This is a genomic window from Citrobacter telavivensis (genome assembly GCF_041807075.1).
In the GTDB taxonomy this organism is placed as follows: domain Bacteria; phylum Pseudomonadota; class Gammaproteobacteria; order Enterobacterales; family Enterobacteriaceae; genus Citrobacter_A; species Citrobacter_A telavivensis.
On sequence record NZ_JBGUBF010000006.1, the window covers coordinates 39,502 to 64,800 of the forward strand.

Here is a 25,299-nt window from a genome sequence, read left to right on the forward strand (position 1 = left end):
GCACGTCAGGAACGGCAGCGGCTGTTTTCCGGAGGTGTTCCGTCAACCGATGACACCTGAACAATGGGTTCGATTCCCGATTCATTCTCCCAATGAAACTGGTTGTTAATCATAGAAATAAAAACGGGTACTGCGCAGTCAGCAGGCCCCAAAACAGGTTGCCGGTCACGATGCCGCGCCGCAGGCAAAAGGGAATTCCCCTGTAGCTTCGCCTCCCGCACCCGCACCTGACTTTGATAAGGAAAAGAGAAAAATGACGAAGAAAATCACTATCCGCAAAGGACAATTAGGCCTGTTAGCGAAAAACGGCGACTACTATCAGGTTCTGGAGGCGGGTGAACACCGTCTGCCGTGGTTCAATACGCCAGAGGTGCTGGTGGTTAATCTGGACGGTAGCGAAGTGCCGGAAGCGCTGGCGAATTATTTACGCCGTTTTCAGCCGGACTGGGTAACGCGTTACGGTCTGACCGTCGATCTTAACGACAGCGAAGCGGGGGCGTTATACATGAATGAGGTGTTGCAGGAGATCCTGCCGCCGTCCACGCGCCGTTTGTACTGGCGAGCCGACGAGGCGTTGAAACTGGTACGTATGGATACGCGTCAGGTTCAGGTGCCCACAGAGGTCATGAATGCGGTCCTGCAACCGCGACGTAACAGCGCGGTTAAAGGTCGAGAAGCGATGCTCACCGTGCAGGTTCCGGCCTGGCATGCGGGTGTGTTGAAAATTGACGGTGAGACGCAGGCGCTGTTGCCGCCGGGTCTGACGGCGTACTGGAAAGTGAATCATCTGGTTGACGCGGAAGTGGTGGATACCCGTTTGCAGGTACTGGAAGTGGGCGGTCAGGAAATTTTGACCAAAGATAAGGTCAACCTGCGTCTGAATCTGGCGGCGAACTGGCGTTACCGCGACGTGCTGCAGGCTTTTGCGCAGCTCACTAAACCGCTCGATCATCTGTACCGCGAACTGCAGTTTGCACTGCGTGAAGCCGTCGGGACGCGCACGCTGGATGAGTTGCTGGAAGATAAGCAGGTGATTGATGACGTAGTCAGCGCGCAGGTGAAAGACCGTATGGCGCCCTATGGCATCGACGTGGCCTCGCTGGGCGTGAAGGACATCGTGTTGCCGGGGGATATGAAAACGATTCTGTCCCGTCTGGTTGAAGCGGAAAAATCGGCGCAGGCCAACGTGATCCGCCGTCGTGAAGAAACGGCCGCGACGCGCTCGCTGTTGAATACGGCGAAAGTGATGGAAAACAACCCGGTAGCGCTGCGCTTAAAAGAGCTGGAAACCCTCGAAAGAGTGGCGGAGCGTATCGATAAAATCTCGGTATTCGGTGGCCTGGACCAGGTTCTGCACGGCTTAGTGAACATTAAAGGATAAGAAACATGGCACATAACGACTATGCGCTGTTGGCGTCGCAGAACGCGGCGCCGGTGAAAATGTGGACGCACGGCGTTCCGGTGGAGCCCGAAGCGCGCCAGCAACTGCTGAACACGGCGAAGATGCCGTTTATTTTTAAACACCTGGCGGTGATGCCGGATGTGCATCTGGGGAAAGGGTCAACTATCGGCAGCGTGATCCCAACCAAAGGGGCGATTATTCCGGCGGCAGTAGGGGTGGATATCGGCTGTGGGATGATCGCAGTGCGTACTTCGCTGCTGGCCGGCGATCTGCCGGATAACCTCAGCGGGTTGCGGAGCGCGATTGAGCAGGCCGTTCCACACGGGCGTACGAATACGCGCTCCCGTCGCGACAAAGGCGCGTGGGATACGCCGCCAGAGGAGGTGAGTACTCACTGGGGGATGCTGGCACCGCGCTTTAAGCGCCTGACTGACAAGTATCCCTCGTTGCTGAAGACCAACAACTATCAGCATCTGGGAACATTGGGAACCGGTAACCACTTCATTGAGGTTTGTCTGGATGAGCAGCAGCGCGTCTGGGTGATGTTGCACAGCGGCTCGCGCGGCGTGGGGAATGCCATCGGCAACGTTTTCATCACGCTGGCGCAGCAGGATATGCAGCAGCATATCGCGAATCTCCCGGACCGAAACCTGGCGTACTTCCAGGAAGGGAGCCAGCACTACAACGACTACATTGAAGCGGTGGAATGGGCGCAGGATTTTGCCCGGCAAAACCGGGAGGTGATGATGTCCCGTGTCCTGGCCGCGCTGTCGCGCATCGTGAGTAAACCGTTTATCACCCAGCAGGAAGCGGTGAATTGCCACCATAACTATGTGCAAAAAGAGCGTCACTTTGGTGAAGAGGTGCTGGTGACGCGTAAAGGCGCTGTTTCAGCGCAGAAAGGCCAGATGGGGATTATTCCGGGGTCGATGGGGGCGAAAAGCTTCATCGTGCGTGGGCTGGGGAATGAAGAGAGCTTCTGCTCCTGCAGCCATGGGGCGGGAAGAACCATGAGCCGAACGGCGGCCAAAAAACGCTTTACTGTAGAGGATCAGATTCGCGCGACGGCCCACGTTGAATGCCGTAAAGACAGCGAGGTGATCGATGAAATTCCAATGGCTTACAAAGACATTGATGCCGTGATGGCGGCGCAGTCTTCACTGGTGGAGATCGTGCATACGCTGCGGCAGGTGGTGTGTGTAAAAGGATAAAAGAAGATGGCGAAAAATGCAGTGAGTGCCGCGATGCGCGAACGGGTCGCGCGGCAACTCAAAGACGTGGAAACGCGTTACGGCGTCAGGGTGCTGTATGCCTGCGAGTCAGGGAGTCGCGGCTGGGGATTTGCCTCGCCGGATAGTGATTACGATGTGCGGTTTTTATATGTTCATCCGCCACAGTGGTATCTGCGGGTCGACGCGCCGCGCGATGTGATCGAGCTGCCGATAGACGATGAACTGGACGTGTGCGGCTGGGAGTGGCGTAAAGCGCTGGGACTGCTGAAGGGGGCTAACCCGACGCTGATCGAGTGGCTGGATTCCCCGGTGGTTTATCAGCAGGATGATGTCACGGTCAGCGCACTTAAAACGATGATACCGCAGTGGTTTTCTCCACTTCGCGCACGTTGGCATTACTACTTGATGGCGCGAAAAAACTTTCGCGGCTATTTGCAGGGAGAAGAGGTGCGGCTGAAAAAATACTTCTACGTCCTGCGTCCGCTGCTGGCGGTGCGTTGGGTCGAAGCGGGTAAAGGCGTTCCGCCCATGCGCTTTGCCGAACTGCTGGCGGGAAGCGAACTGGAGGCGCCGTTACGTCAGGAGATAGACGAACTGCTGGCGCGCAAACAGCGTGCGGGAGAGGCGGAGTATGGTCCGCGCCGTCCGTTGCTGCATGCGTTCATCCACGCTGAACTGGCGAGAGGCGAAATCCCGCCCACGCTGCCGGACAGCCGGGAAGGCGACGTGAAGGCACTGGATAAACTGCTTTATGAGACGGTGATGGTATGACTACGTTGCCCGATGGCGCTGCGCTTATCGGGCCTGTGTGGGCAAAATTTGTAGGCCGGATAAAGCGCAGAGCGCCGCCATCCGGCATTGACGCTATATTACTCAAACAAATTTTGGTGCAGCTTCTGCACAACCTGTTCAGCCTCGGTGCCAGGCACCAGGAAACAGAGGTTATGGCTGGAAGCGCCATAGCAAATCATGCGGATATTGAACGGTTCCAGCACGCCGAACACCTCTTTGCCGACGCCGCAGGCTTTCGACAGATCGTTACCAATCAGCGCAACCAGCGCGAGACCCTCTTCAACCTCCACCCGACACAAGGCAGACAGTTCCATTAGCAGCGACTGTGTCAGCAGCGTATCGCCAGTGGAGGTCGAGCCGGTGGTATCCAGCGTTAGCGCCACGCTCACTTCGGAGGTGGTGATCAGATCGACCGAGATATTGTGGCGCGCCAGAATACCGAATACTTCGGCCAGGAAACCGCGCGAGTGCAGCATATTCAGGCTGTGCAGGGTCAGCAGCGTCTGTTTGCGACGCAGCGCCAGCGCGCGGAACAGCGGTGGATTTTGGGTTTTATTGCAGACCAGCGTACCGCCCGCTTTCGGATCTTTACTGGAGCCGACGAAGACCGGGATATCGCTGCGCACGGCGGGCAGCAGGGTGGCCGGGTGCAGCACTTTCGCACCAAAGGTGGCCATTTCCGCCGCCTCTTCAAAGGCGATTTCATCAATGCGCTGCGCCGCAGGCACCACGCGAGGATCGGTGGTGTAGATGCCTGGGACGTCCGTCCAGATATCGACACGCGCGGCATGGAGCGCTTCGGCCAACAGGGCCGCCGTGTAGTCGCTGCCGCCGCGTCCGAGTGTGGTTGTGCGCCCTTTGCCTTCGCTGCCGATGAACCCCTGAGTGATCACCAGCCCTTCGTTCAGACGTGGGGTCAGTTGCAGCGTTGCCAGTTCTGCCAGCGCCGCGACGTCAGGTTCGGCGCGACCAAAACGATCGTTGGTACGCATCACTTTACGCACATCGAACCACTGCGCCTGAACGTGACGCTCACGCAGGATTTCAACAAACAGCAGGGTAGACATCAGTTCGCCGTGGCTGACCAGTTCATCCGTCAGCGCGGTGGAAGTGGCGAGTGAGGCCGCTTCCGCCAGCGTGGTGATATTTTCCAGCAGACGTTCGATCTCTTCACGAATAACGTTTGGATAACGCAGACGTTCCAGGATATCGAACTGAATTTTGCGGATAGCGTCGAGTTTCTCGAAGCGTTCGGTGGGTTCCAGACCTTCAGCCAGTGCAACCAGTAAATTAGTGATGCCTGCGGAAGCGGAGAGCACCACTAAACGCACGTTTGCATCGGAAAGCACCACGTCGGCGCTGCGGTTCATGGCATCGAAATCAGCGACGCTGGTACCGCCAAATTTGGAAACAACGATTTCTGTCATAACAACCTCGTGTCAGGGAGTGAGAAAGCGACCTGGGCACAAAGGCAGAACAGAAACCGGTGCAGGCGCAAATACCGTATTTATAAATAAAATGTGTGGCCTGGACTGTCAACGCCGGGATTATGCGGATTTTTCATGCTGCGTTTAGCCTCAGTAATGGTGCTTATAACAACGATACTTTTCGGCGGCATTTGACCGTGGCCAGGCAACGGCACTAAAACAATCACACTTTTCTGTGACTGGCGTTACAATCGATCCCAGTCACAATTCTCAAATCAGAAGAGTATTGCTAATGAAAAACATCAATCCAACGCAGACCTCTGCCTGGCAGGCACTACAAAAACACTTTGACGACATGAAGGACGTTACTATCGCGGATCTGTTCGCGAAGGATAGCGATCGCTTCAGCAAATTCTCCGCAACGTTTGACGATCTGATGCTGGTGGATTACTCCAAAAACCGCATCACCGAAGAGACGCTGGCGAAACTGCAGGATCTGGCGAAAGAGACCGATCTGGCGGGCGCCATCAAGTCCATGTTCTCCGGCGAGAAAATCAACCGTACTGAAGATCGTGCCGTGCTGCACGTGGCGCTGCGTAACCGTAGCAATACCCCGATTATCGTGGACGGCAAAGATGTGATGCCGGAAGTCAACGCGGTGCTGGAGAAGATGAAATCCTTCTCTGAAGCCATTATTTCGGGCCAGTGGAAGGGGTATACCGGTAAAGCGATCACCGACGTGGTTAACATCGGTATCGGCGGCTCCGACCTCGGCCCGTTCATGGTGACCGAAGCGCTGCGTCCGTATAAAAACCACCTGAATATGCACTTTGTTTCTAACGTCGACGGCACCCATATCGCCGAAGTGCTGAAGAAAGTGAACCCGGAAACCACCCTGTTCCTCGTGGCGTCCAAAACCTTCACGACGCAGGAAACCATGACTAACGCCCATAGCGCGCGTGACTGGTTCCTGAAAACCGCCGGTGACGAAAAACACGTTGCGAAACACTTCGCCGCGCTGTCTACCAACGCGAAAGCGGTCGGTGAGTTCGGTATCGATACCGCCAATATGTTCGAGTTCTGGGACTGGGTGGGCGGTCGTTACTCGTTGTGGTCAGCGATTGGTCTGTCGATCATCCTGTCCGTCGGTTACGACAACTTTGTGCAACTGCTGTCCGGCGCGCATGCGATGGATAAGCACTTCTCGACCACGCCTCTGGAGAACAACCTGCCAGTGCTGCTGGCGTTGATTGGTATCTGGTACAACAATTTCTTCGGTGCAGAAACCGAAGCGATCCTGCCGTATGACCAGTACATGCACCGTTTCGCGGCCTATTTCCAGCAGGGCAACATGGAGTCTAACGGGAAATACGTTGACCGTAACGGCAACCCGGTGGATTACCAGACGGGCCCAATCATCTGGGGTGAACCGGGAACCAACGGTCAGCACGCGTTCTATCAGCTGATTCACCAGGGAACCAAAATGGTGCCTTGTGATTTCATCGCCCCGGCGATTACCCATAACCCGCTGTCCGATCACCATCCGAAGCTGCTGTCTAACTTCTTCGCCCAGACGGAAGCGCTGGCGTTCGGGAAATCGCGTGAAGTGGTTGAGCAGGAATACCGTGACCAGGGTAAAGATCCGGCTCAGCTTGACCACGTTGTGCCGTTCAAAGTGTTCGAAGGCAACCGCCCGACCAACTCCATCCTGCTGCGTGAAATCACTCCGTTCAGCCTGGGGGCGCTGATTGCGCTCTATGAGCACAAAATCTTTACTCAGGGCATCATCCTGAACATCTTCACCTTCGACCAGTGGGGCGTTGAGCTGGGTAAACAGCTGGCGAACCGCATTCTGCCGGAGCTGAAAGATGATAAAGCGATTGAAAGCCACGACAGCTCGACTAACGGATTGATTAACCGTTATAAAAACTGGCGTTAATCTGGCGCAGTGCCGGATGGCGACGCTAATGCGTCTTATCCGGCCTACTTTCTACCGTAGGCCTGATAAGCGAAGCGCCATCAGGCATTGAAGTGTCGGATGGCGTATCCGGCCCGGTCTGTAACGTAGGCCTGATAAGCGAAGCGCCATCAGGCATTGAAGTGTCGGATGGCGTATCCGGCCCGGTCTATAACGTAGGCCTGATAAGCGAAGCGCCATCAGGCATTGAAGTGCCGGATGGTGTATCCGGCCAGGTCTATACCGTAGGCCTGATAAGCGAAGCGCCATCAGGCATTGACGTGCCGGATGGCGTATCCGACCCGGTCCATAACGTAGGCCTGATAAGCGAAGCGCCATCAGGCATTGACGTGCCGGATGGTGTATCCGACCAGGTCCATAACGTAGGCCTGATAAGCGAAGCGCCATCAGGAAAGTTAATAATGAAATGAGCCGATATTATTATCGGCTTTTTTATAAGATAATTCCGGTTGTCCGTGTTGTTTCCCGCAATTTTATATTGAGCATAATCCTAAAATAATAAATAACCGTAAAATAACCCAGTGTTATTTTAGGATAATACGGATCGTTTAGCTAAATGGATTTAATGTTAATATACTGTTTTTAATGATTATTGTTATTTTTATAAAAATGAATTGTTCAGCAAAAGTCCAATTATCCTAAAACCACCTTGCTATTTCCCCCTGCCGTAATTCGCATGCTTTAGTTGTGTATACTCGATCCCGCCCGAAATGCTTTTGGGTAAATCTCCATTCATTCAATGAAGGGAAATTGTTATGAAAAAAGTTCTGTATGGCATTTTTGCCATATCTGCGCTTGCGGCGAGTTCTGTCTATGCAGCCCCCGTTCAGGTGGGTGAAGCGGCAGGGTCGGCAGCAACGTCGGTGTCGGCGGGTAGCTCCTCCGCATCCAGCGTGAGCACCGTAAGTTCGGCGGTGGGTGTCGCGCTTGCGGCAACCGGCGGCGGTGACGGTTCCAATACCGGGACCACCACCACCACGACCACCAGTACCCAGTAAGATCGGTACATTTAATCCTAACCACACTTCGGTGTGGTTATTTTGCCCCTCTGGAGAAGAGTCGTGAAGCGACCTGCACTCATACTACTTTGCCTGCTGTTACAGGCATGCTCAGCCACGACAAAGCAACTGGGCAACTCACTGTGGGACAGTCTGTTTGGCACGCCCGGCGTACAGCTAACGGACGATGACATTCAAAACATGCCCTACGCCAGCCAGTACATGCAGCTTAACGGCGGGCCGCAGCTGTTTGTGGTGCTCGCTTTCGCAGAGAACGGACAGCAGAAATGGGTGACGCAGGATCAGGCCACCCTCGTGACCCAGCACGGTCGTCTGGTGAAGACGCTGCTGGGCGGCGACAACCTCATCGACGTGAATAACCTCGCGGATGACCCGCTGAATAAACCGAATCAGATAGTCGACGGTGCGACCTGGACACGCACGATGGGCTGGACCGAATACAAGCAGGTGCGCTATGCCACCGCGCGCTCGGTCTTTACATGGGATGGCAACGACACGGTAAAAGTCGGCAGCGAAGAGACCCCGGTTCGCGTGCTGGATGAAGCCGTCACGACCGATCAGGCTCGCTGGCATAACCGTTACTGGGTCGATGACGAAGGGCAAATCCGCCAGTCGGAGCAATATCTGGGGGCGAACTATTTCCCGGTGAAAACCACGCTGATTAAGGCGGCAAAATCATGATGAAACGGACTATTGCGGCGCTGATCTTCAGTCTGAGCGCGTCATCTGTTTTTGCTGCGGGAACCGTTAAGGTTTTCAGCGCTGGGAGTGCCGAACCAAAAACACTTACCGGCGCTGAACACCTTATCGATCTGGTGGGACAGCCCAGACTGGCGAACAGTTGGTGGCCCGGCGCAGCGATCGCGGAAGAGAACGCGACGCTGGCGGCGAAGCGTCAGCAGCAGACGCTGCTGGGGCGTCTGGCGGTGTTAAGCGGCGAAGAGAGCGGGGAGGATGCCGCCGCCATTAACGCGTTGCGCCAGCAAATTCAGGCGCTGAAGGTGGCAGGTCGACAGTGGGTAAATCTCGATCCGGACATTGTGCGGGTCAGCGAGCGCGGCAATCCGCCATTGCAGGGCAACTACACGCTGTGGGTAGGCGCGCAGCCGACGGACGTCACAGTCTTTGGTCTGATAAGCCGTCCCGGAAAGCAGCCGTTTATGCCAGGACGCGATGTTGTCAGCTATCTCGAGGGACAACAGCGGCTCAGCGGTGCAGATCGCAGCTATGCATGGGTGGTTTATCCCGATGGACGAACGCAGAAAGTGCCGGTTGCGTACTGGAATAAGCGTCACGTTGAGCCGATGCCCGGCAGCATCATTTTTGTCGGCCTGGATGACGCTTTCTGGAGCAGCGAACCGGAAGCGCTTAACGCCGACATTCTTCACACCCTGACGCAGCGGATACCCGAATAATGAAAAAAACACATCTGCTTAGCTTACTGGCGCTGGGCATCAGCGCAGCCTGCCATGCCGAAACGTATCCGGCACCGATTGGGCCCTCCCAGTCGGATTTTGGCGGCGTGGGATTATTACAGACACCAACCGCGCGCATGGCGCGTGAAGGGGAGTTAAGTCTCAACTATCGCGATAACGATCAGTACCGTTATTACTCCGCGTCCGTGCAGCTTTTCCCCTGGCTGGAAACCACGCTGCGCTACACCGACGTGCGGACCAAACCGTACAGTAGCGTCGAGTCGTTCTCGGGCAATCAGACCTACAAAGATAAGGCGTTCGACCTGAAGTTGCGGCTGTGGGAAGAGAGCTACTGGACACCGCAGGTGTCGGTCGGCGCGCGGGATATCGGTGGGACCGGTCTGTTCGATGCGGAATACGTCGTGGCGAATAAAGCCTGGGGACCGTTTGATTTCTCGCTTGGCCTCGGCTGGGGTTATCTGGGGACCAGCGGCAACGTCAGCAATCCGCTCTGTTCGTACAGCGATAAATATTGCTACCGCGATAACAGCTATAAACAGGCCGGCTCTATTGACGGCAGTCAGATGTTTCACGGTCCGGCGTCGCTGTTTGGCGGTGTTGAGTACCAGACGCCGTGGCAACCGCTGCGACTGAAGCTGGAATATGAGGGCAACAACTACCAGCAGGACTTCGCGGGCAAGCTGGAACAAAAAAGCAAGTTTAACGTCGGCACCATTTACCGCGTCACCGATTGGGCCGACGTTAACCTCAGCTACGAACGCGGTAACACCTTTATGTTTGGGGTGACGCTGCGGACCAATTTCAACGATTTGCGGCCATCGTATAACGATAACGCGCGGCCGAAATATCAGCCGGAGCCGCAGGACCCGATCCTGCAACACTCGGTGGTAGCGAACCAACTGACGCTGCTGAAATACAACGCCGGACTGGCGGATCCGCAGATTCAGGTGAAGGGCGACACGCTGTACGTGACGGGCGAGCAGGTGAAATACCGCGACTCGCGTGAAGGGATCGAACGAGCGAATCGGATCGTCATGAACGATCTCCCGGAGGGGATCCGCACGATCCGCGTGACGGAAAATCGCCTCAATCTGCCGCAGGTGACCACCGAAACGGACGTCAGCAGCCTGAAACGCCATCTGGAAGGCGAACCGCTGGGGCAGGAAACGCCGCTGGCGCAAAAACGCCTCGAGCCGATAGTGCCGGAAAGTACCGAACAGGGCTGGTATATCGATAAATCGCGCTTTGACTTCCATCTCGATCCGGTGCTGAACCAGTCCGTGGGGGGGCCGGAAAACTTCTACATGTACCAGTTGGGCGTGATGGCGACGGCGGATCTGTGGGTCACCGACCACCTGCTGACCACCGGCAGCCTGTTTGGCAACCTTGCCAATAACTACGATAAATTTAACTACACCAACCCGCCGAACGATTCGAAGCTACCGCGCGTGCGTACCCGCGTGCGTGAATACGTACAGAACGACGTTTACGTGAATAACCTGCAGGCCAACTACTTCCAGTACTTCGGTAATGGTTTCTATGGTCAGGTTTACGGCGGCTATCTTGAAACCATGTACGGCGGGGCGGGAGCGGAAGTGTTGTACCGTCCGGTCGACAGCAACTGGGCGTTTGGCCTGGATGCCAACTACGTGAAGCAGCGTGACTGGCGCAGCGCACAGGACATGATGAAATTCACCGACTACAGCGTGAAGACCGGACACTTGACGGCCTACTGGACGCCATCATTCGCCCAGGACGTGCTGGTGAAAGCGAGCGTCGGTCAGTATCTGGCGGGGGATAAAGGCGGCACGCTGGATATCTCTAAACGCTTCGACAGCGGCGTGGTGGTCGGTGGTTACGCCACTCTCACTAACGTCTCGCCGGATGAGTATGGCGAAGGGGATTTCACCAAAGGCGTCTACGTGTCGATTCCGCTGGATCTCTTCTCTACCGGTCCGACCCGCAGCCGTGCGGCAGTGGGCTGGACGCCGCTGACGCGTGATGGGGGTCAGCAGCTTGGACGTAAGTTCCAGCTGTATGACATGACCAGCGATAAAAGCGTGAATTTCCGCTGAAGTAGCGTGGCATTATCCAGCTGGAAGACGGCGTAATAATCTGGCTGGATTACCTGCATATACGCCTTTTTCAGTGATTGATCGGGTCACTACGCTACCCGCACCGATAACTACGCCATCGCAGATACTGACCGCCAGTATCGTTGCGCCGCTACCAATGGAGACATCGTCACCAAGAATAATTCGTCCCCAACTGCTGCTGTCTGAGTTAGGTTTTCCTTCCCGAAACATATCGTTAGCGAACATGACTCCGTGGCCGATAAAGCAGCGGGAACCGATGGTGACATATTCGCAAATGAAGGTATGTGACTGGATTTTTGTCTCTGCGCCAATCTGCGTATTTCCCTGAATTTCGACAAAGGGGCCGACAAAAACGTTGTCGCCAAGCCGGCAGTCGTAGAGATTGGCGGGTTCATAAATCACCACATTTTCACCACAGGCGACATTGCGGATGATGGACTGACGAATCATTGCCATTTTGGTTCTCTCAGAGCTGTTTTTCCATGACGTGAAGCGTAGCGGTCTGTGACGTGGTCGTAAAAAAAGTGTCTTTCACAAACGTCATTCCCTGCTGCTCATAGAACTGGCGTGCCCGCGGGTTATCCGCCAGAACATCCAGCCAGATCCGCGTTTCCCCTTGCGTTTTGGCCTGGCGAACCACTTCGGCAAAAATCTGTTCGCCGTACTGTTTTCCGGTTTCGCCAGGCAGGAGGTAGATCTTATGCAGCAATGTCCCAACCGGGCCCTGCGGCTCAATGGCCTGATGCAATGAATACTTCGCAAAACCAATTGGGGTGTCGGCAAAGGCGATAAGCCAGAAGGTGTCCGATTCCGCGAAACTGCTGGCGATTGCCGACAGGGAATATTCCTGTTCAAGATAAGCGGCCAGTTCGTGCGGATTTTTCCACAAATGGGCAAAATGATGACGATAGCTGGCATATCCCATCGAGCTTAGCAGGCTGGCATCGTCAGGTGTTGCCATTTGAAACCGGAGCATTTCGTTTTCCTTTCAGGATGTTAGGGTCAGAAGGATTGTTGCATCCTTTTCCTTTTGCACAAAACATAAACAAAAAATATAGATCTCCGTCACATTTTTGCGTTATACAGGAACCTCACCACTGAGATCGAGGTGCTGTTATGACGTCACTCTCTCGTCCGCGCGTGGAGTTTATCTCCACGATCCTACAGACCGTGTTGAACCTTGGGCTGCTGAGTCTGGGTATGATCCTGGTCGTATTCCTCGGTAAAGAGACGCTGCATCTGGCAGATGTGCTCTTCGCGCCTGAACAAGCCAGCAAGTATGAGCTGGTGGAAGGGCTGGTTGTCTACTTTCTCTATTTCGAATTTATCGCGCTGATTGTGAAGTACTTTCAGTCAGGCTTTCACTTTCCGCTGCGCTACTTCATCTATATCGGGATCACCGCGATCGTCCGGCTGATCATTGTCGATCACAAATCCCCTCTCGATGTGCTGATCTATTCGGCGGCGATCCTGCTACTGGTGATCACGCTCTGGATGTGTAATTCAAAACGCCTGAAGCGCGAGTAGGCCGGATAAGGCAATGTGTGTCGTGGTTGCCTGATGGCGCTGCGCTTATCAGGCCTACAATGGGCTGGAGCGCGAGTAAAAAGTGAGTAGGCCGGATAAGGCAATGTGTGTCGTGATTGCCTGATGGCGCTGCGCTTATCAGGCCTACAAACGTCTGTAGGCCGGATAAGGCAACGCCGCCATCCGGCAGACAAAAAAAAGGCGCTCCGTGGAGCGCCGAATTACAGTCACAAGTTGGATAAAACAAGTTGAGGGTGCAGTGGCATTACAGGGACTTCAATGAAACTTAACCTTTGACTCCGCCCGCCGTCAGGCCGTTGACCAGCCAGCGCTGTGCCAGCAGGAAGACCAGGGTGATCGGAATCGCAGAAAGCACGGCCGCAGCGGCAAAATCGCCCCACAGGTAGTTTTGCGGGTTGAGGTATTGCTGCATCCCGACGGCCAGGGTGTAGCTGTCCACATCACGTAGCAGCAGTGAGGCAACCGGCACTTCGGTAATGGCGGCAATGAACGACAGAATAAAGACCACCGCCAGAATCGGCACCGACAGCGGCAACAGCACCAGGCGGAAAGCCTGCCACGGGGTTGCGCCATCCAGTGCGGCCGCTTCTTCAAGCGACCCGTCGATGGTTTCGAAATAGCCCTTGATGGTCCACACATGTAGAGCGATACCGCCGAGATAGGCGAAGATCACCCCACCATGGGTGTTCAGACCAATAAACGGAATGTACTGGCCAAGGCGATCAAACAACGCGTACAACGCGACCAGCGACAGCACCGCCGGGAACATCTGGAAAATCAGCATCCCTTTAAGCAGCGTGGCTTTACCGGGAAAACGCATACGGGCAAAGGCGTAGGCGCAGGTCGTTGACAGCGCCACAATGCCGATCGCGGTGATTCCGGCGATTTTCACCGAGTTCCACAGCCATAACAGAACCGGGAAGGGGGGCGGCGTGATGCGGCCATCAGCATGTTCAACGCTGAAGCCCAGCGCCAGTCGCCAGTGCTCCCAGGAGATTTTTTCCGGGATCAGGCTCCCGGTGGCAAAGTTACCTTCACGCAGCGAGATGGCGATAACCATCAGCAGCGGGAACATGATGGCCGCGATAAAAATCAGGAGTAACAGGTGCGTCGTGAAAAGACGCAATTTTTGAGATTTCGGTTGTACCATAGCCATAATTTTTTACTCCTTAACATCGCTCCAGGCTATTTCACTTGCCATTCTGAACGCTGGCAGTGCTCAGAATCCTCACGTACTGCGTGTACGCTTCGGTTCTTCCGCGCTGGCAGCATCCAGACTGGCTGCGCCAATTACGCCTGGTGATTCTGATTAATCAAACTTCATGCGGGTGGCTTTCAGGTTCACGATGGCAAGCGCACCGACCAGCAGGAAGATCAGCGTGGCGATTGCCGCCGCCAGGCCGAAGTCCTGTCCGCCGCCGCCTTCAAAGGCGATGCGGTAGGTGTAGCTTACTAACAGGTCGGTATACCCGGCTGGCGTGGTCGTTCCGAGACGATCCGGACCGCCGTTGGTCAACAGTTGAATCAGCACGAAGTTGTTAAAGTTAAAGGCAAAGCTGGCGATCATCAGCGGCGTCAGCGGCTTAATCAACAGCGGGAGCGTAATCTTAAAGAAGTTCTGGAACGGGCCCGCGCCATCCATTGCCGACGCCTCGTACAGGTCGTCCGGAATCGCTTTCAGCAGACCCATGCACAGGATCATCATGTACGGGTAGCCCAGCCAGGTATTGACGATAATAATCATCGAACGCGCGGTGGTCGGGTCGCTAAACCATGCCGGCTTGATGCCAAACAGCGCGCTTAGCATCATGTTGATTTCACCAAAGCTCTGGTTGAACAGGCCTTTGAAAATCAGAATCGAGATAAACGACGGTACGGCGTACGGCAGAATCAGCAGGACACGGTAAATCGCTTTACCTTTCAGCGACTCCCACTGAACGAGACACGCCAGCACCATCCCGACCGCCACGGTCAGGATGACAGTGAGCACCGAGAACACCACGGTCCAGACGAAGATGGCGAAGAACGGCTTCTGGATCCCTTCGTCTGTGAAGACGCGGGTAAAGTTATCCCAGCCGATGGTCACGGTGTAGCCCGGACTGAGCTTTTCGTCACCCCAGTTACCGTCCGCATTGATGGACTGGTAGTAGCCAATGTCGTTATTGGGACGGTATTTCACGCCGCTCTGGTTGTTGGTTAACATGCCGTCATCGGCGAGCGCGTACAGCGGCTGCGTGCCGGAGAACTGGCGCAGCGAGCTCATGATCACTTTGCTGTCATCGGGCAGCACGGCGGTAATCTGGTTCAGCGCCTGGCGATTCTGGGTGATGATGCGTAGCGTCGCGCGCTCACCCTCTGGCAGGGCGTCCGTTTCTTTCAGCGCCAGTTTTTGTTCGCCGCCAAATTTAAAGGCGTCGGAGAGGTAATTCTTACCGGTTTCGCCGTCGGTGAGGGCCAGTTGCCACTCTTCACCTGCCGGATAGAGCCCGAAGTTATAGGATTTACCCGCCTGATAAGAGCGGTCCATCAGCACCTGTTGGGCGCGTTCGAAAGTGAGCTGGTTGGTGCTGCTGTAGTTGGTAAAAGCGATGGCGATGGTGCAAATCAGCGGAAACAGAACGAACAGTCCCATACCCGCCATGCCAGGATAAACGTAACGCCAGGCGTAGGCCTTACGGTTAGCGAAAATGTACAGGCCAGCAGAGCTTAAAATCAGCGTCATGATGGCGAACAGATATTCCCCTTGTGCATACATTAAAACGACAAGGTAACCCACCAGCAGGCCCAGCAGTCCGATCGCGGACCACTTCAGCATGTCGCTCTGCCACCAGTGACTCTTTTTAACGGCATCCATGGGGATCTTCCTCTACAACGGTGAAATCTTGTCGTAAATGTGCCGGATGGCGGCATAAATGCCTTATCCGGCCTACAGACGTTTGTAGGCCTGATAAGCGCAGCGCCATCAGGCACATCGACAGCATTACTTGGTGATACGGCCCTGCGCGTCTTTCAGCGCCGCGTCAACCGTCTGGCGACCGCTGGCGGCGTTGATGACCGCCGTACGCACGGCGTACCAGAACGCAGACATCTGCGGGATGTTCGGCATGATTTCGCCTTTCTGGGCGTTATCCATGGTGGCCGCGATGCGCGGGTCTTTCGCTAACTGCTCCTGATAGGATTTCAGCGCCACGGCCCCCAACGGTTTATCCTTGTTCACTTCTTCCAGACCCTGATCGGTCAGCAGGTAGTTTTCAAGGAACTCTTTCGCCAGCTCTTTGTTCGGGCTGGCGGCGTTAATACCGGCACTCAGCACGCCCACGAACGGTTTAGATGGTTTGCCTTTGAAGGTCGGCAGCAGGGTGACGCCGTAATTCACTTTGCTCTTGTCGATGTTCGACCAGGCCCACGGACCGTTGATGGTCATCGCCGTATCGCCTTTGTTAAAGGCCGCTTCTGCGATGGAGTAATCGGTGTCCGCGTTCATGTGTTTGTTCTTGATGAGGTCAACCAGGAAACCCAGGCCCGCTTTCGCGCCTGCGCTGTCGACGCCCACATCTTTCACATCGTACTTGCCGTTTTCAAACTTGAATGCGTAACCGCCGTCGGCAGCAATCAGCGGCCAGGTGAAGTACGGTTCTTGCAGGTTGAACATCAGGGCGCTCTTACCTTTCGCCTTCAGCGCTTTATCCAGTGCCGGGATCTCTTCCCAGGTCTTCGGCGGGGTCGGCACCAGGTCTTTGTTGTAAATCAGCGACAGCGCTTCTACCGCGATGGGGTAGGCGATCAGCTTGCCGTTATAACGCACTGCATCCCAGGTGAAGGGATAGAGTTTGTCCTGGAACGTTTTTTCCGGGGTGATTTCAGCCAGCAGGCCAGACTGTGCGTAACCGCCAAAACGATCGTGCGCCCAGAAGATGATGTCCGGACCATCACCGGTTGCCGCAACCTGCGGGAATTTCTCTTCCAGCTTGTCCGGGTGTTCAATGGTCACTTTGATACCGGTGTCTTTCTCGAATTTTTTTCCGACTTCGGCCAGGCCGTTATAGCCTTTATCGCCGTTAATCCAGATAACCAGTTTACCTTCTTCGATTTTGGCCAGAGCCGGTGCGGAAATCATCATTGCTGCGAGGGCGGACAATGCGAAAACGCGTGCGCCAGTCTTGATCTTCATATCTGCCATCCTTTTGGTGATGTGCTCGTGGTATGACTTCAGTGATTCAACGTGACTCAGTCTCCTTATTTGACATCCTCTTTCCATCCTCCTTACCCCTACGCCCCACCCCCTCTTTATGTGATCTGTGTTGCAGAAATGTGAGTAATGCGTACTGGCGCACATAAAAATAGACTCATTTTTGCGGGGGACTTCACGAAATTACGCGATCTCCCCCGGCCAGGGTCTCAGACTTCCTTCCCTCATCCTCCCGACTCCTCCCCCATGAAAAAGCCGGGGGTGGAGGATTTACGCACGCAGTGAATCCCGCATAGTCAGGCCATCATGAATGTTGCTGTCAATGACAGGTTGTAACGAAGGGAGAAGGCATGGCGAGCGTACAGCTGCGAAATGTAACGAAAGCCTGGGGTGACGTGGTGGTATCGAAAGATATCAATCTCGACATTCACGAAGGGGAATTCGTGGTGTTTGTTGGACCGTCAGGCTGCGGCAAATCGACCCTGCTCCGTATGATTGCCGGACTTGAAACAATTACCAGCGGGGACCTCTATATTGGGGAAACCCGCATGAACGATATCCCACCCGCGGAACGTGGCGTCGGTATGGTCTTCCAGTCCTACGCGCTCTATCCCCATTTATCCGTTGCCGAAAATATGTCGTTTGGCCTGAAACTGGCGGGCGCGAAAAAAGAGGTGATGAATCAGCGTGTTAACCAGGTTGCGGAAGTGCTGCAACTGGCGCACCTGCTGGAGCGTAAACCGAAAGCCCTCTCGGGGGGGCAGCGCCAGCGCGTGGCGATTGGCCGTACGCTGGTGGCGGAACCGCGCGTGTTCCTGCTCGATGAACCTCTCTCTAACCTCGATGCCGCGCTGCGTGTGCAGATGCGCATCGAGATCTCCCGTCTGCATAAGCGCCTTGGGCGCACGATGATCTACGTTACCCACGATCAGGTCGAAGCGATGACGCTGGCCGACAAAATCGTGGTGCTGGACGCGGGTCGCGTCGCGCAGATCGGTAAACCGCTGGAACTATATCACTACCCGGCAGACCGCTTCGTCGCGGGCTTTATTGGTTCGCCGAAGATGAATTTCCTGCCGGTGAAAGTCACCGCGACGGCCATCGACCAGGTCCAGGTTGAACTACCGAACCGTCAGCACGTCTGGCTGCCGGTCGACAGCCGTGATGTGCAGGTGGGCGTAAACATGTCGTTAGGTATCCGTCCTGAACACCTGTTACCCAGTGATATCGCCGATGTCACGCTGGAAGGCGAGGTTCAGGTCGTCGAACAGCTTGGTCACGAAACACAGATTCATATCCAGATCCCCGCCATTCGTCAAAACCTGGTGTACCGCCAGAACGACGTGGTGTTGGTAGAAGAGGGCGCCACATTCGCTATTGGCCTGCCGCCAGAGCGTTGTCATCTGTTCCGTGAAGATGGCACTGCATGTCGTCGGTTGCATAAAGAGCCAGGCGTTTAAGGTGTCCCATTAAAAAAAAGCGCAAAGCCCTACGGTGAAGCGTTCAAAGAAAAGCAATGATCTCAGGAGATAGAATGATGATTACTCTGCGCAAACTCCCCCTGGCGGTTGCCGTCGCAGCAGGCATTATGTCTGTTCAGGCAATAGCAGTGGATTTCCATGGTTATGCTCGTTCCGGTATCGGCTGGACGGGTAGTGGCGGCGAACAACAATGTTTCCAGGCAACCGGTGCTCAAAGTAAATACCGTCTTGGTAACGAATGTGAAACCTATGCGGAACTGAAACTGGGTCAGGAAGTGTGGAAAGAGGGTGATAAGAGCTTCTATTTTGACACCAACGTTGCCTACTCTGTAGCACAGCAAAATGACTGGGAAGCCACTGACCCGGCGTTCCGTGAAGCTAACGTACAGGGTAAAAACCTGATCGACTGGCTGCCAGGCTCCACCATCTGGGCAGGTAAGCGCTTCTATCAGCGTCATGACGTTCACATGATCGACTTCTACTACTGGGATATCTCGGGTCCTGGCGCCGGTCTTGAAAACATCGACCTGGGCTTCGGTAAGCTGTCTCTGGCTGCCACCCGTTCTCAGGAAGCGGGCGGCTCGTACATCTTTAGCAGCAACGATGTCTATCGCGATTACAAAGACACCGCCAACGACGTGTTCGACGTGCGTTTAGCTGGTCTGGAAACCAACCCGGACGGCGTGCTGGAGCTGGGTGTTGACTACGGTCGCGCGAACAAAACGGACGGTTACAGCTATGCCGACGGCGCCACCAAAGACGGCTGGATGTTCACCGCTGAACATACCCAGAGCATGCTGAAAGGCTACAACAAGTTTGTCGTTCAGTACGCGACTGACGCAATGACCACCCAGGGTAAAGGGATCCCACAGGGCTCCTTCACGGGTAATAGCTACAATCCTGATACTGAAATCGGCGTAGTTAACAACGAAATCAACAACAACGGTTCTCTGGTGCGTATCCTCGACCACGGTGCGATCTCCCTGGGCGACCGTTGGGATCTGATGTACGTCGGTATGTATCAGGATATCGATCGTGACGATAACAACGGTTCAACCTGGTACACCGTGGGTGTGCGTCCGATGTTCAAATGGACACCGATCATGAGCACCCTGATGGAAGTCGGCTACGACAACGTGAAATCTCAGCGTACCGACGACACCAACAACCAGTACAAAATCACCCTGGCGCAACAATGGCAGGCTGGCGACAGCATCTGGTCTCGCCCGGCTATCCGTGTCTTCGCGACCTACGCGAAGTGGGATGAAAAATGGGGTTACGACAACGGCATCGCCTACAGCGATACCAGCGCGCATACCTTCAGCCGTGGTGACAACGATGAGTGGTCCTTCGGTGCCCAGATGGAAATCTGGTGGTAATCCAGCACTAACCTGACGTAACGAGGGGCGAAAGCCCCTCCCAAACTGCTGCAATGCCCGATGGCGCAAGCTTATCGGGCCTACGGCACCAGTTTGTAGGCCGGATAAGGCGTCCGCCGCCATCCGGCATCATCTGGTTTAGCGCGCTATTGCCTGGCCACCGCTGAACCCACGCTTTCTGAGGTGATAACAATGAAAATGAAGAAAAGTCTCGTCGCCCTTTGTTTATCCGCAGGGTTATTTGCCAGTGCGCCGGGCATCAGCCTGGCTGACGTTAACTATGTGCCGCAAAATACCAGCGCTGCGCCGACGATTCCGACGGCTGCGCTCCAGCAGTTAACCTGGACGCCGGTTGACCAGTCCAACACGCAAACGACGCAGCTTTCGACTGGCGGTCAGCGTCTTGACGTGGCCGGAATTTCCGGTCCGGTTGCCGCCTACAGCGTACCGGCGAACATTGGGGAGTTAAACATCACGCTCTCCAGCGAAGTGAACAAACAGACCAGCGTATTTGCGCCCAACGTCCTGATTCTTGATCAGAACATGACGCCTTCTGCGTTCTTCCCGAGCAGCTATTTCACCTACCAGGAGCCCGGCGTGATGAGCGCGGATCGCCTGGAAGGGGTTATGCGCCTGACGCCAGCGCTGGGCCAGCAGAAACTTTATGTTCTGGTCTTTACGACCGAGAAAGATCTCCAGCAGACCACCAAACTGCTCGACCCGGCGAAAGCCTATGCCAAAGGGGTGGGTAACTCTGTTCCGGATATTCCGGATCCGATTGCCCGTCATACCACCGACGGCCTGCTGAAGCTGAAAGTGAAAACCAACAGCAGCTCCAGCGTGCTGGTGGGGCCACTGTTTGGTTCTTCCGGCCCAGGTCCGGTGACGGTGGGGAATACTGCCGCCCCTGCGCCGACCTATGCTGCACCTGTTGCCGCGCCGGCGGTGGCTCCTGCACCTGCCAAGAAAAGCGAGCCGATGTTGAATGACACCGAAAGCTACTTTAACAAAGCGATTAAAGACGCCGTTGCCAAAGGCGACGTTGATAAAGCGCTGAAACTGCTTGATGAAGCTGAACGTCTGGGATCGACATCTGCCCGTTCCACCTTTATCAGCAGTGTAAAAGGCAAGGGGTAATGTTCTCCCCACATTGCTGATTTGCAACAACTGGTGCGTCATCTGGCGCACCTTTTTTTTAGCATTTCCTGCGACTTGTTACGCTTCTGTTGCGCAACAGATCACTTAATTATGTTTCCATCTCCCGTAAGCTCTTTTCTGCGATACAATGCCTTTCAGTTATGAAACGGAGAGTCAGGCATGTCACACCCCGCGTTAACGCAACTGCGTGCGCTGCGCTATTTTGAAGAGATCCCCGCCCTGGACCCAGAACAGCTCGACTGGCTGCTACTGGAAGATTCCATGACAAAACGTTTTGAGCAGCAGGGAAAACGGGTCACTGTGACACTGATCAGGGAAGGATTTGTGGGTCAACATGAGGTGGTGGAAGAGCTAACCCGACTGCCAAAAGAAACCCGCTACTGGCTGCGTGAAATCCTGTTATGTGCCGATGATGAACCCTGGCTGGCCGGACGCACCGTGGTGCCCGAATCCACGCTGTCTGGCCCTGAGCTGGCCTTACAAAATTTGGGCAAGACCCCGCTGGGGCGTTATCTGTTTACATCATCGACGTTGACCCGAGATTTTATTGAAATTGGTTGTGATGCCGGGCTGTGGGGACGCCGTTCCCGACTGCGACTGAGCGGTAAGCCGCTGATGTTGACCGAACTGTTTTTACCCGCATCACCGTTGTACTAAGAGGAAAATAAAATGGAGTGGAGTCTGACGCAGAATAAGCTGCTGGCGTTTCACCGCTTGATGCGTACGGATAAGCCCATCGGCGCCTTACTGCTGCTCTGGCCGACGCTGTGGGCGCTGTGGGTGGCGACCCCTGGAGTCCCTCAATTGTGGATCCTGGCGGTGTTTGTCGCCGGGGTCTGGCTGATGCGTGCCGCCGGATGTGTGGTTAATGACTATGCCGATCGGAAATTCGACGGGCACGTTAAACGCACGGCGAACCGCCCGTTGCCCAGCGGCGCGGTGACGGAGAAAGAGGCCCGGACGCTGTTTGTCGTGCTGGTGGTGCTCTCGTTTCTACTGGTGCTGACGCTCAATACCATGACCATTCTGCTGTCAATTGCGGCGCTGGCGCTGGCGTGGGTCTATCCGTTTATGAAGCGCTACACCCATCTACCGCAGGTGGTGCTGGGGGCGGCGTTTGGCTGGTCGATTCCGATGGCCTTCGCGGCGGTGAGTGAATCGGTACCGTTGAGCTGCTGGCTGATGTTCCTGGCCAACATTCTGTGGGCGGTGGCCTACGACACGCAGTACGCGATGGTTGACCGCGATGACGATCTGAAAATCGGCATCAAATCGACCGCCATTCTGTTTGGCGAGCATGACAAGCTGATCATCGGTATCTTGCAGGTGGCGGTGCTGGCGCTGATGGCCCTGATTGGTTGTCTGAACGGCCTGGGGCTGGGCTATTACGGGTCTGTACTGGTCGCTGGCGCGCTGTTTGTCTGGCAGCAGAAGCTGATTGCCAACCGCGAACGTGAAGCGTGCTTCAAAGCGTTCATGAACAATAACTACGTGGGACTGGTACTCTTTATCGGTCTGGCGATGAGTTACTGGCACTTATAAAGCATCTTGTCCGATGGCGCTGCGCTTATTGGCCTACCAGACGGTAAGCCGATGTAGGCCGGATCAGGCGGAACGCCGCCATCCGGCAATCTGACATAAAAAAAGCCGGTCATCTCGACCGGCTTTTCTATGTATTACTCGCCTTGTGTTGCGCTCTCAATCGTCAGGCGCACATCCGACGTGATGAGCTCCGCCAGCATCTGATACACCTTCATCGTTTCGCCCGGTTCCGCATCGCCGGTATCGCTGATGTAACCCTCGTCACGCAGGGTCAGCACCAGTGAGCTGAACACCGCCTTGTCGAAGAATTCCGGTGCGTTGATACCGTGCAGCACGGACAAACGCTGCGCCACGGTGCGGCTTTCTTTCTCCAGCGTCCCGCGGTTGATAGACGGGTTGGCGCTCAGCAGCCAGAAGGTGATGGCATAGCGTTGCAGCGTTTCGCGCGCGCCCGCCGCCAGCAGTTGCAGCGTGCGGGAGTGGGCCGGGTTGATATGCAACTCGTCGTCCTGAACGGTAATCAGCCCCTGACGCTGCATTTCAGCCGTCAGCGCGTCAATCACGCCTGCCAGTTCATCACGCTCCCAGCGCAGGAACAGTTCGGCTTTCAGCATCGGGTAGAGCACGTCAACGTGTTGCAGCAGCGCTTCGCGGGAAATATGACGATGCTGGGTGACGATCGCCGCCATCAGTGAAGGCAACACCAGCATATGCGCGATGTTATTGCGATAGTAGGTCATCAGCACCGCCTGCTCGCGCGGCAGAATGATGATATCGCCAATGGTATCCTTCTCGACTTCGAACTTGTTCATCTGCAACGCGTGATCGATAAGATCGTCGGCGCTGACAGACGGTACGGTCGAATCAGAGGAATACGGCACATTGCGCATCAGATCCAGATAACAGTTGAGCTGCTCGGTCAGTTGCTCGCGGGTCAGCGAACGCTGACGAGAAGCTAGCAGCGCGGTGCAGCACAGGTTCATGGCGTTTGCCGCACCCGCGTTGTTAATACGCACCATCAGCTCTGCCGCAATCCCGTTCACCGTTGGCGTCAGCCAGGCTGGACGCACGGCTTCGATGGGATCGATAGACTCGCGCCACTCCGGCACGTGGTGATTCAGGTATGTCATCAACGGCATCGGCTCGCCAAAGTTCACGTAGCCCTGACCGAGATTACGCAGCTTGCTCAAGCCACGCAGCATCTGCGGCAGACTCTCTTTCTCTTTGGTTGCCCCGCGCAGCTCTTTGGCATAGGTTCCCACTTCCATCACGTGTTCGTAACCGATGTAAATCGGCACCAGGGTGATCGGACGGGTGCCACCGCGCAGCATCGCCTGGATAGTCATCGACAGCGTGCCGGTTTTCGGATCCAGCAGACGACCGGTACGGGAACGACCGCCTTCGACAAAGTATTCAACCGAGTAGCCGCGGCTGAACAGTTCGCCCAGATACTCACGGAAGACGGTGGAATAGAGCTTATTGCCCTTAAAGGTACGACGAATGAAGAACGCGCCCAGGCGGCGGAAGATCGGGCCTGCCGGCCAGAAGTTCAGGTTGATACCCGCGGCAATATGCGGCGGCACCAGCCCCTGGTGGTAGAGCACGTAAGAGAGCAACAGATAGTCCATGTGGCTGCGGTGGCAGGGAACATAGACAATTTCGTGCCCGTCGTGCGCCAGCTGGCGCACGCGCTCAGCGTTGTGAACGTTAATCCCCTGATAGAGCCGGTTCCAGGTGAAGCCCAGGATACGGTCAGTCAGGCGAATCATCTCGTATGAGAAGTTGGCGGCGATCTCTTCCATCAGCGCAATCGCGTTTTGCTGCGCCTTTTCATGGGAGATTTTCTTGCTGCGCGCTTCATCTTCTACCGCGCGGGCAATCGCTTTGGACGCCAGCAGCTTGTTGAAGAGATCCTGACGTGCAGGCAGACGTGGCCCCACAGCAGCCAGTCGCTGACGGGCAAAGTGCATACGCGCCACGCGTGCCAGTTTCTGCGCAATGATTTTATCCGTGCCGTGCTCATCGGCCATGCGGCGCAGGGAGACGGAAGGAGAGAAACGGACAAAGCTGTCGCGACCCAGCCAGGAGACGGCAACGAATTTCTGGATGCCGTTAAGCATACGCAGCGGCGGGTTAACCTCACCCTTCTCGCGACCCGGTGAGCGTCCAAACATCACCGACACCGGCACCATTTGCACATCCAGATCCGGATTGCTGCGATGCAGGTCGAGATAGTTATGGAACAGCTTAATGGACTCTTCTTTCGGCGTGTAATAGGTGAACACCCGCGGTCCGCCGTGAATGAACACATAGCGCGGTAACTGCGTGCCATCGATCTCCAGCGGCTCTAATGGGTCGGGGAGATCGTGCGCCAGGCATTGCGCGCGCAGCGTCAGCAAGTCCGCTTTGGAGTTGTACGGTAAAACGTACATAATTGGACGAGAGGTATCGAGTCCTAACTCCGGGGCAGGATCTGCCGGAATAGACTTGCTTTTTACCAGTACGCTTAATGGTAAATTCAGGATTTTGTAGTAAATTCGTGGCCAGCCGGACATAAACGATGTAAAGCCTCTGGTTAATAATGCAATTGCGTTGCAAGGATATCAGAAAGTCATGTGAA

Annotated in this window: 22 protein-coding genes and 2 pseudogenes; 16 read left to right on the forward strand and 8 right to left on the reverse strand. The window is 55.4% G+C overall.

The window, feature by feature from the left end; genetic code table 11:
* Positions 1 to 253 precede the first annotated feature (253 nt).
* The 3 genes from ACERJC_RS20125 to ACERJC_RS20135 are packed head-to-tail and all read left to right on the forward strand — an operon-like array spanning position 254 to position 3,405.
* A complete protein-coding gene (locus tag ACERJC_RS20125) occupies positions 254 to 1,381 on the forward strand; it encodes a slipin family protein (protein WP_373672352.1) in 1,128 nt (375 codons plus the stop codon).
* A 5-nt stretch (positions 1,382 to 1,386) separates the two neighbouring features.
* Complete coding sequence (locus ACERJC_RS20130) at positions 1,387 to 2,613, forward strand: RtcB family protein (protein WP_373672353.1); 1,227 nt, start codon at positions 1,387 to 1,389, stop codon at positions 2,611 to 2,613.
* A gap of 6 nt (positions 2,614 to 2,619) precedes the next feature.
* Positions 2,620 to 3,405, forward strand: coding sequence for a nucleotidyltransferase domain-containing protein (locus ACERJC_RS20135; RefSeq protein WP_373672354.1), 786 nt, complete (start codon positions 2,620 to 2,622; stop codon positions 3,403 to 3,405).
* Positions 3,406 to 3,503: 98 nt separating this feature from the next.
* Here ACERJC_RS20135 and lysC read toward each other — a convergent pair whose 3' ends face one another.
* The gene (gene lysC, locus ACERJC_RS20140; protein ID WP_046493873.1) at positions 3,504 to 4,853 is read right to left on the reverse strand and encodes a lysine-sensitive aspartokinase 3; all 1,350 of its coding nucleotides are present in this window, start codon (positions 4,851 to 4,853) and stop codon (positions 3,504 to 3,506) included.
* Between the two features lie 292 nt (positions 4,854 to 5,145).
* Between lysC and pgi the strand changes: the two genes are divergently transcribed.
* The 6 genes from pgi (at position 5,146) to ACERJC_RS20170 (ending at position 11,361) form a co-directional block, all read left to right on the forward strand.
* Entirely contained in the window at positions 5,146 to 6,792 is a 1,647-nt protein-coding gene (gene pgi / locus ACERJC_RS20145; RefSeq protein ID WP_286632456.1) for a glucose-6-phosphate isomerase, read from the forward strand.
* A gap of 92 nt (positions 6,793 to 6,884) precedes the next feature.
* Positions 6,885 to 7,241 (forward strand): hypothetical protein, encoded by a 357-nt coding sequence (locus ACERJC_RS20150; protein WP_373672355.1) that lies wholly within the window; start codon positions 6,885 to 6,887, stop codon positions 7,239 to 7,241.
* Between the two features lie 345 nt (positions 7,242 to 7,586).
* A complete protein-coding gene (gene yjbE, locus ACERJC_RS20155) occupies positions 7,587 to 7,829 on the forward strand; it encodes an exopolysaccharide production protein YjbE (protein ID WP_042321038.1) in 243 nt (80 codons plus the stop codon).
* Between the two features lie 63 nt (positions 7,830 to 7,892).
* Positions 7,893 to 8,531 carry a YjbF family lipoprotein gene (locus ACERJC_RS20160; protein WP_286632454.1) on the forward strand — a complete coding sequence of 213 codons (639 nt, stop codon included), beginning with the start codon at positions 7,893 to 7,895 and terminating at the stop codon, positions 8,529 to 8,531.
* Complete coding sequence (locus ACERJC_RS20165) at positions 8,528 to 9,265, forward strand: capsule biosynthesis GfcC family protein (protein ID WP_371895963.1); 738 nt, start codon at positions 8,528 to 8,530, stop codon at positions 9,263 to 9,265. Before ACERJC_RS20160 ends, ACERJC_RS20165 begins: the two co-directional genes overlap by 4 nt.
* Positions 9,265 to 11,361 carry a YjbH domain-containing protein gene (locus ACERJC_RS20170; protein WP_373672356.1) on the forward strand — a complete coding sequence of 699 codons (2,097 nt, stop codon included), beginning with the start codon at positions 9,265 to 9,267 and terminating at the stop codon, positions 11,359 to 11,361. Before ACERJC_RS20165 ends, ACERJC_RS20170 begins: the two co-directional genes overlap by 1 nt.
* A gap of 12 nt (positions 11,362 to 11,373) precedes the next feature.
* On the opposite strand, the gene ACERJC_RS20175 is transcribed toward ACERJC_RS20170, so the two are convergent.
* Positions 11,374 to 11,838, reverse strand: coding sequence for an acyltransferase (locus ACERJC_RS20175; RefSeq protein WP_178826234.1), 465 nt, complete (start codon positions 11,836 to 11,838; stop codon positions 11,374 to 11,376).
* A 10-nt stretch (positions 11,839 to 11,848) separates the two neighbouring features.
* Positions 11,849 to 12,358 carry a GNAT family N-acetyltransferase gene (locus ACERJC_RS20180; protein ID WP_178826236.1) on the reverse strand — a complete coding sequence of 170 codons (510 nt, stop codon included), beginning with the start codon at positions 12,356 to 12,358 and terminating at the stop codon, positions 11,849 to 11,851.
* Between the two features lie 140 nt (positions 12,359 to 12,498).
* Between ACERJC_RS20180 and psiE the strand changes: the two genes are divergently transcribed.
* Together psiE and ACERJC_RS20190 are read left to right on the forward strand one after the other, a co-directional pair.
* Entirely contained in the window at positions 12,499 to 12,909 is a 411-nt protein-coding gene (gene psiE / locus ACERJC_RS20185; RefSeq protein WP_046493883.1) for a phosphate-starvation-inducible protein PsiE, read from the forward strand.
* Between the two features lie 116 nt (positions 12,910 to 13,025).
* Positions 13,026 to 13,151: pseudogene (locus ACERJC_RS20190) on the forward strand (hypothetical protein); the annotation flags it as partial.
* Between the two features lie 44 nt (positions 13,152 to 13,195).
* Here the strand turns inward: ACERJC_RS20190 and malG are convergent.
* The 4 genes and pseudogenes from malG to malE all read right to left on the reverse strand — a co-directional run bounded on the left by malG (position 13,196) and on the right by malE (position 17,101).
* The gene (gene malG / locus ACERJC_RS20195; RefSeq protein ID WP_373672357.1) at positions 13,196 to 14,086 is read right to left on the reverse strand and encodes a maltose ABC transporter permease MalG; all 891 of its coding nucleotides are present in this window, start codon (positions 14,084 to 14,086) and stop codon (positions 13,196 to 13,198) included.
* A gap of 153 nt (positions 14,087 to 14,239) precedes the next feature.
* Positions 14,240 to 15,784 (reverse strand): maltose ABC transporter permease MalF, encoded by a 1,545-nt coding sequence (malF, locus tag ACERJC_RS20200; RefSeq protein ID WP_152401412.1) that lies wholly within the window; start codon positions 15,782 to 15,784, stop codon positions 14,240 to 14,242.
* Positions 15,739 to 15,900 (reverse strand): annotated as a pseudogene (locus ACERJC_RS20205) (hypothetical protein); the annotation flags it as partial. The pseudogene ACERJC_RS20205 and the gene malF, both read right to left, overlap by 46 nt.
* 10 nt (positions 15,901 to 15,910) lie before the next feature.
* On the reverse strand, positions 15,911 to 17,101 hold the full coding sequence (gene malE / locus ACERJC_RS20210; protein ID WP_152401414.1) for a maltose/maltodextrin ABC transporter substrate-binding protein MalE: 1,191 nt from the start codon (positions 17,099 to 17,101) through the stop codon (positions 15,911 to 15,913).
* A gap of 368 nt (positions 17,102 to 17,469) precedes the next feature.
* Here malE and malK point away from each other — a divergent pair, with 368 nt between their 5' ends.
* From malK to ubiA, 5 genes are all read left to right on the forward strand, one after another.
* Positions 17,470 to 18,579 (forward strand): maltose/maltodextrin ABC transporter ATP-binding protein MalK, encoded by a 1,110-nt coding sequence (malK, locus tag ACERJC_RS20215; protein WP_042321056.1) that lies wholly within the window; start codon positions 17,470 to 17,472, stop codon positions 18,577 to 18,579.
* Positions 18,580 to 18,653: 74 nt separating this feature from the next.
* Positions 18,654 to 19,979, forward strand: a complete 1,326-nt coding sequence (locus ACERJC_RS20220; RefSeq protein ID WP_373672358.1) for a maltoporin — start codon at positions 18,654 to 18,656, stop codon at positions 19,977 to 19,979.
* 192 nt (positions 19,980 to 20,171) lie between these two features.
* Entirely contained in the window at positions 20,172 to 21,116 is a 945-nt protein-coding gene (malM, locus tag ACERJC_RS20225) for a maltose operon protein MalM (RefSeq protein ID WP_373672359.1), read from the forward strand.
* Positions 21,117 to 21,296: 180 nt separating this feature from the next.
* Positions 21,297 to 21,794, forward strand: coding sequence for a chorismate lyase (gene ubiC / locus ACERJC_RS20230; RefSeq protein ID WP_178824113.1), 498 nt, complete (start codon positions 21,297 to 21,299; stop codon positions 21,792 to 21,794).
* Positions 21,795 to 21,806: 12 nt separating this feature from the next.
* Entirely contained in the window at positions 21,807 to 22,679 is an 873-nt protein-coding gene (gene ubiA, locus ACERJC_RS20235; RefSeq protein ID WP_373672360.1) for a 4-hydroxybenzoate octaprenyltransferase, read from the forward strand.
* 134 nt (positions 22,680 to 22,813) lie between these two features.
* On the opposite strand, the gene plsB is transcribed toward ubiA, so the two are convergent.
* Positions 22,814 to 25,234 carry a glycerol-3-phosphate 1-O-acyltransferase PlsB gene (gene plsB / locus ACERJC_RS20240; protein WP_373672361.1) on the reverse strand — a complete coding sequence of 807 codons (2,421 nt, stop codon included), beginning with the start codon at positions 25,232 to 25,234 and terminating at the stop codon, positions 22,814 to 22,816.
* Positions 25,235 to 25,299: the final 65 nt, after the last annotated feature.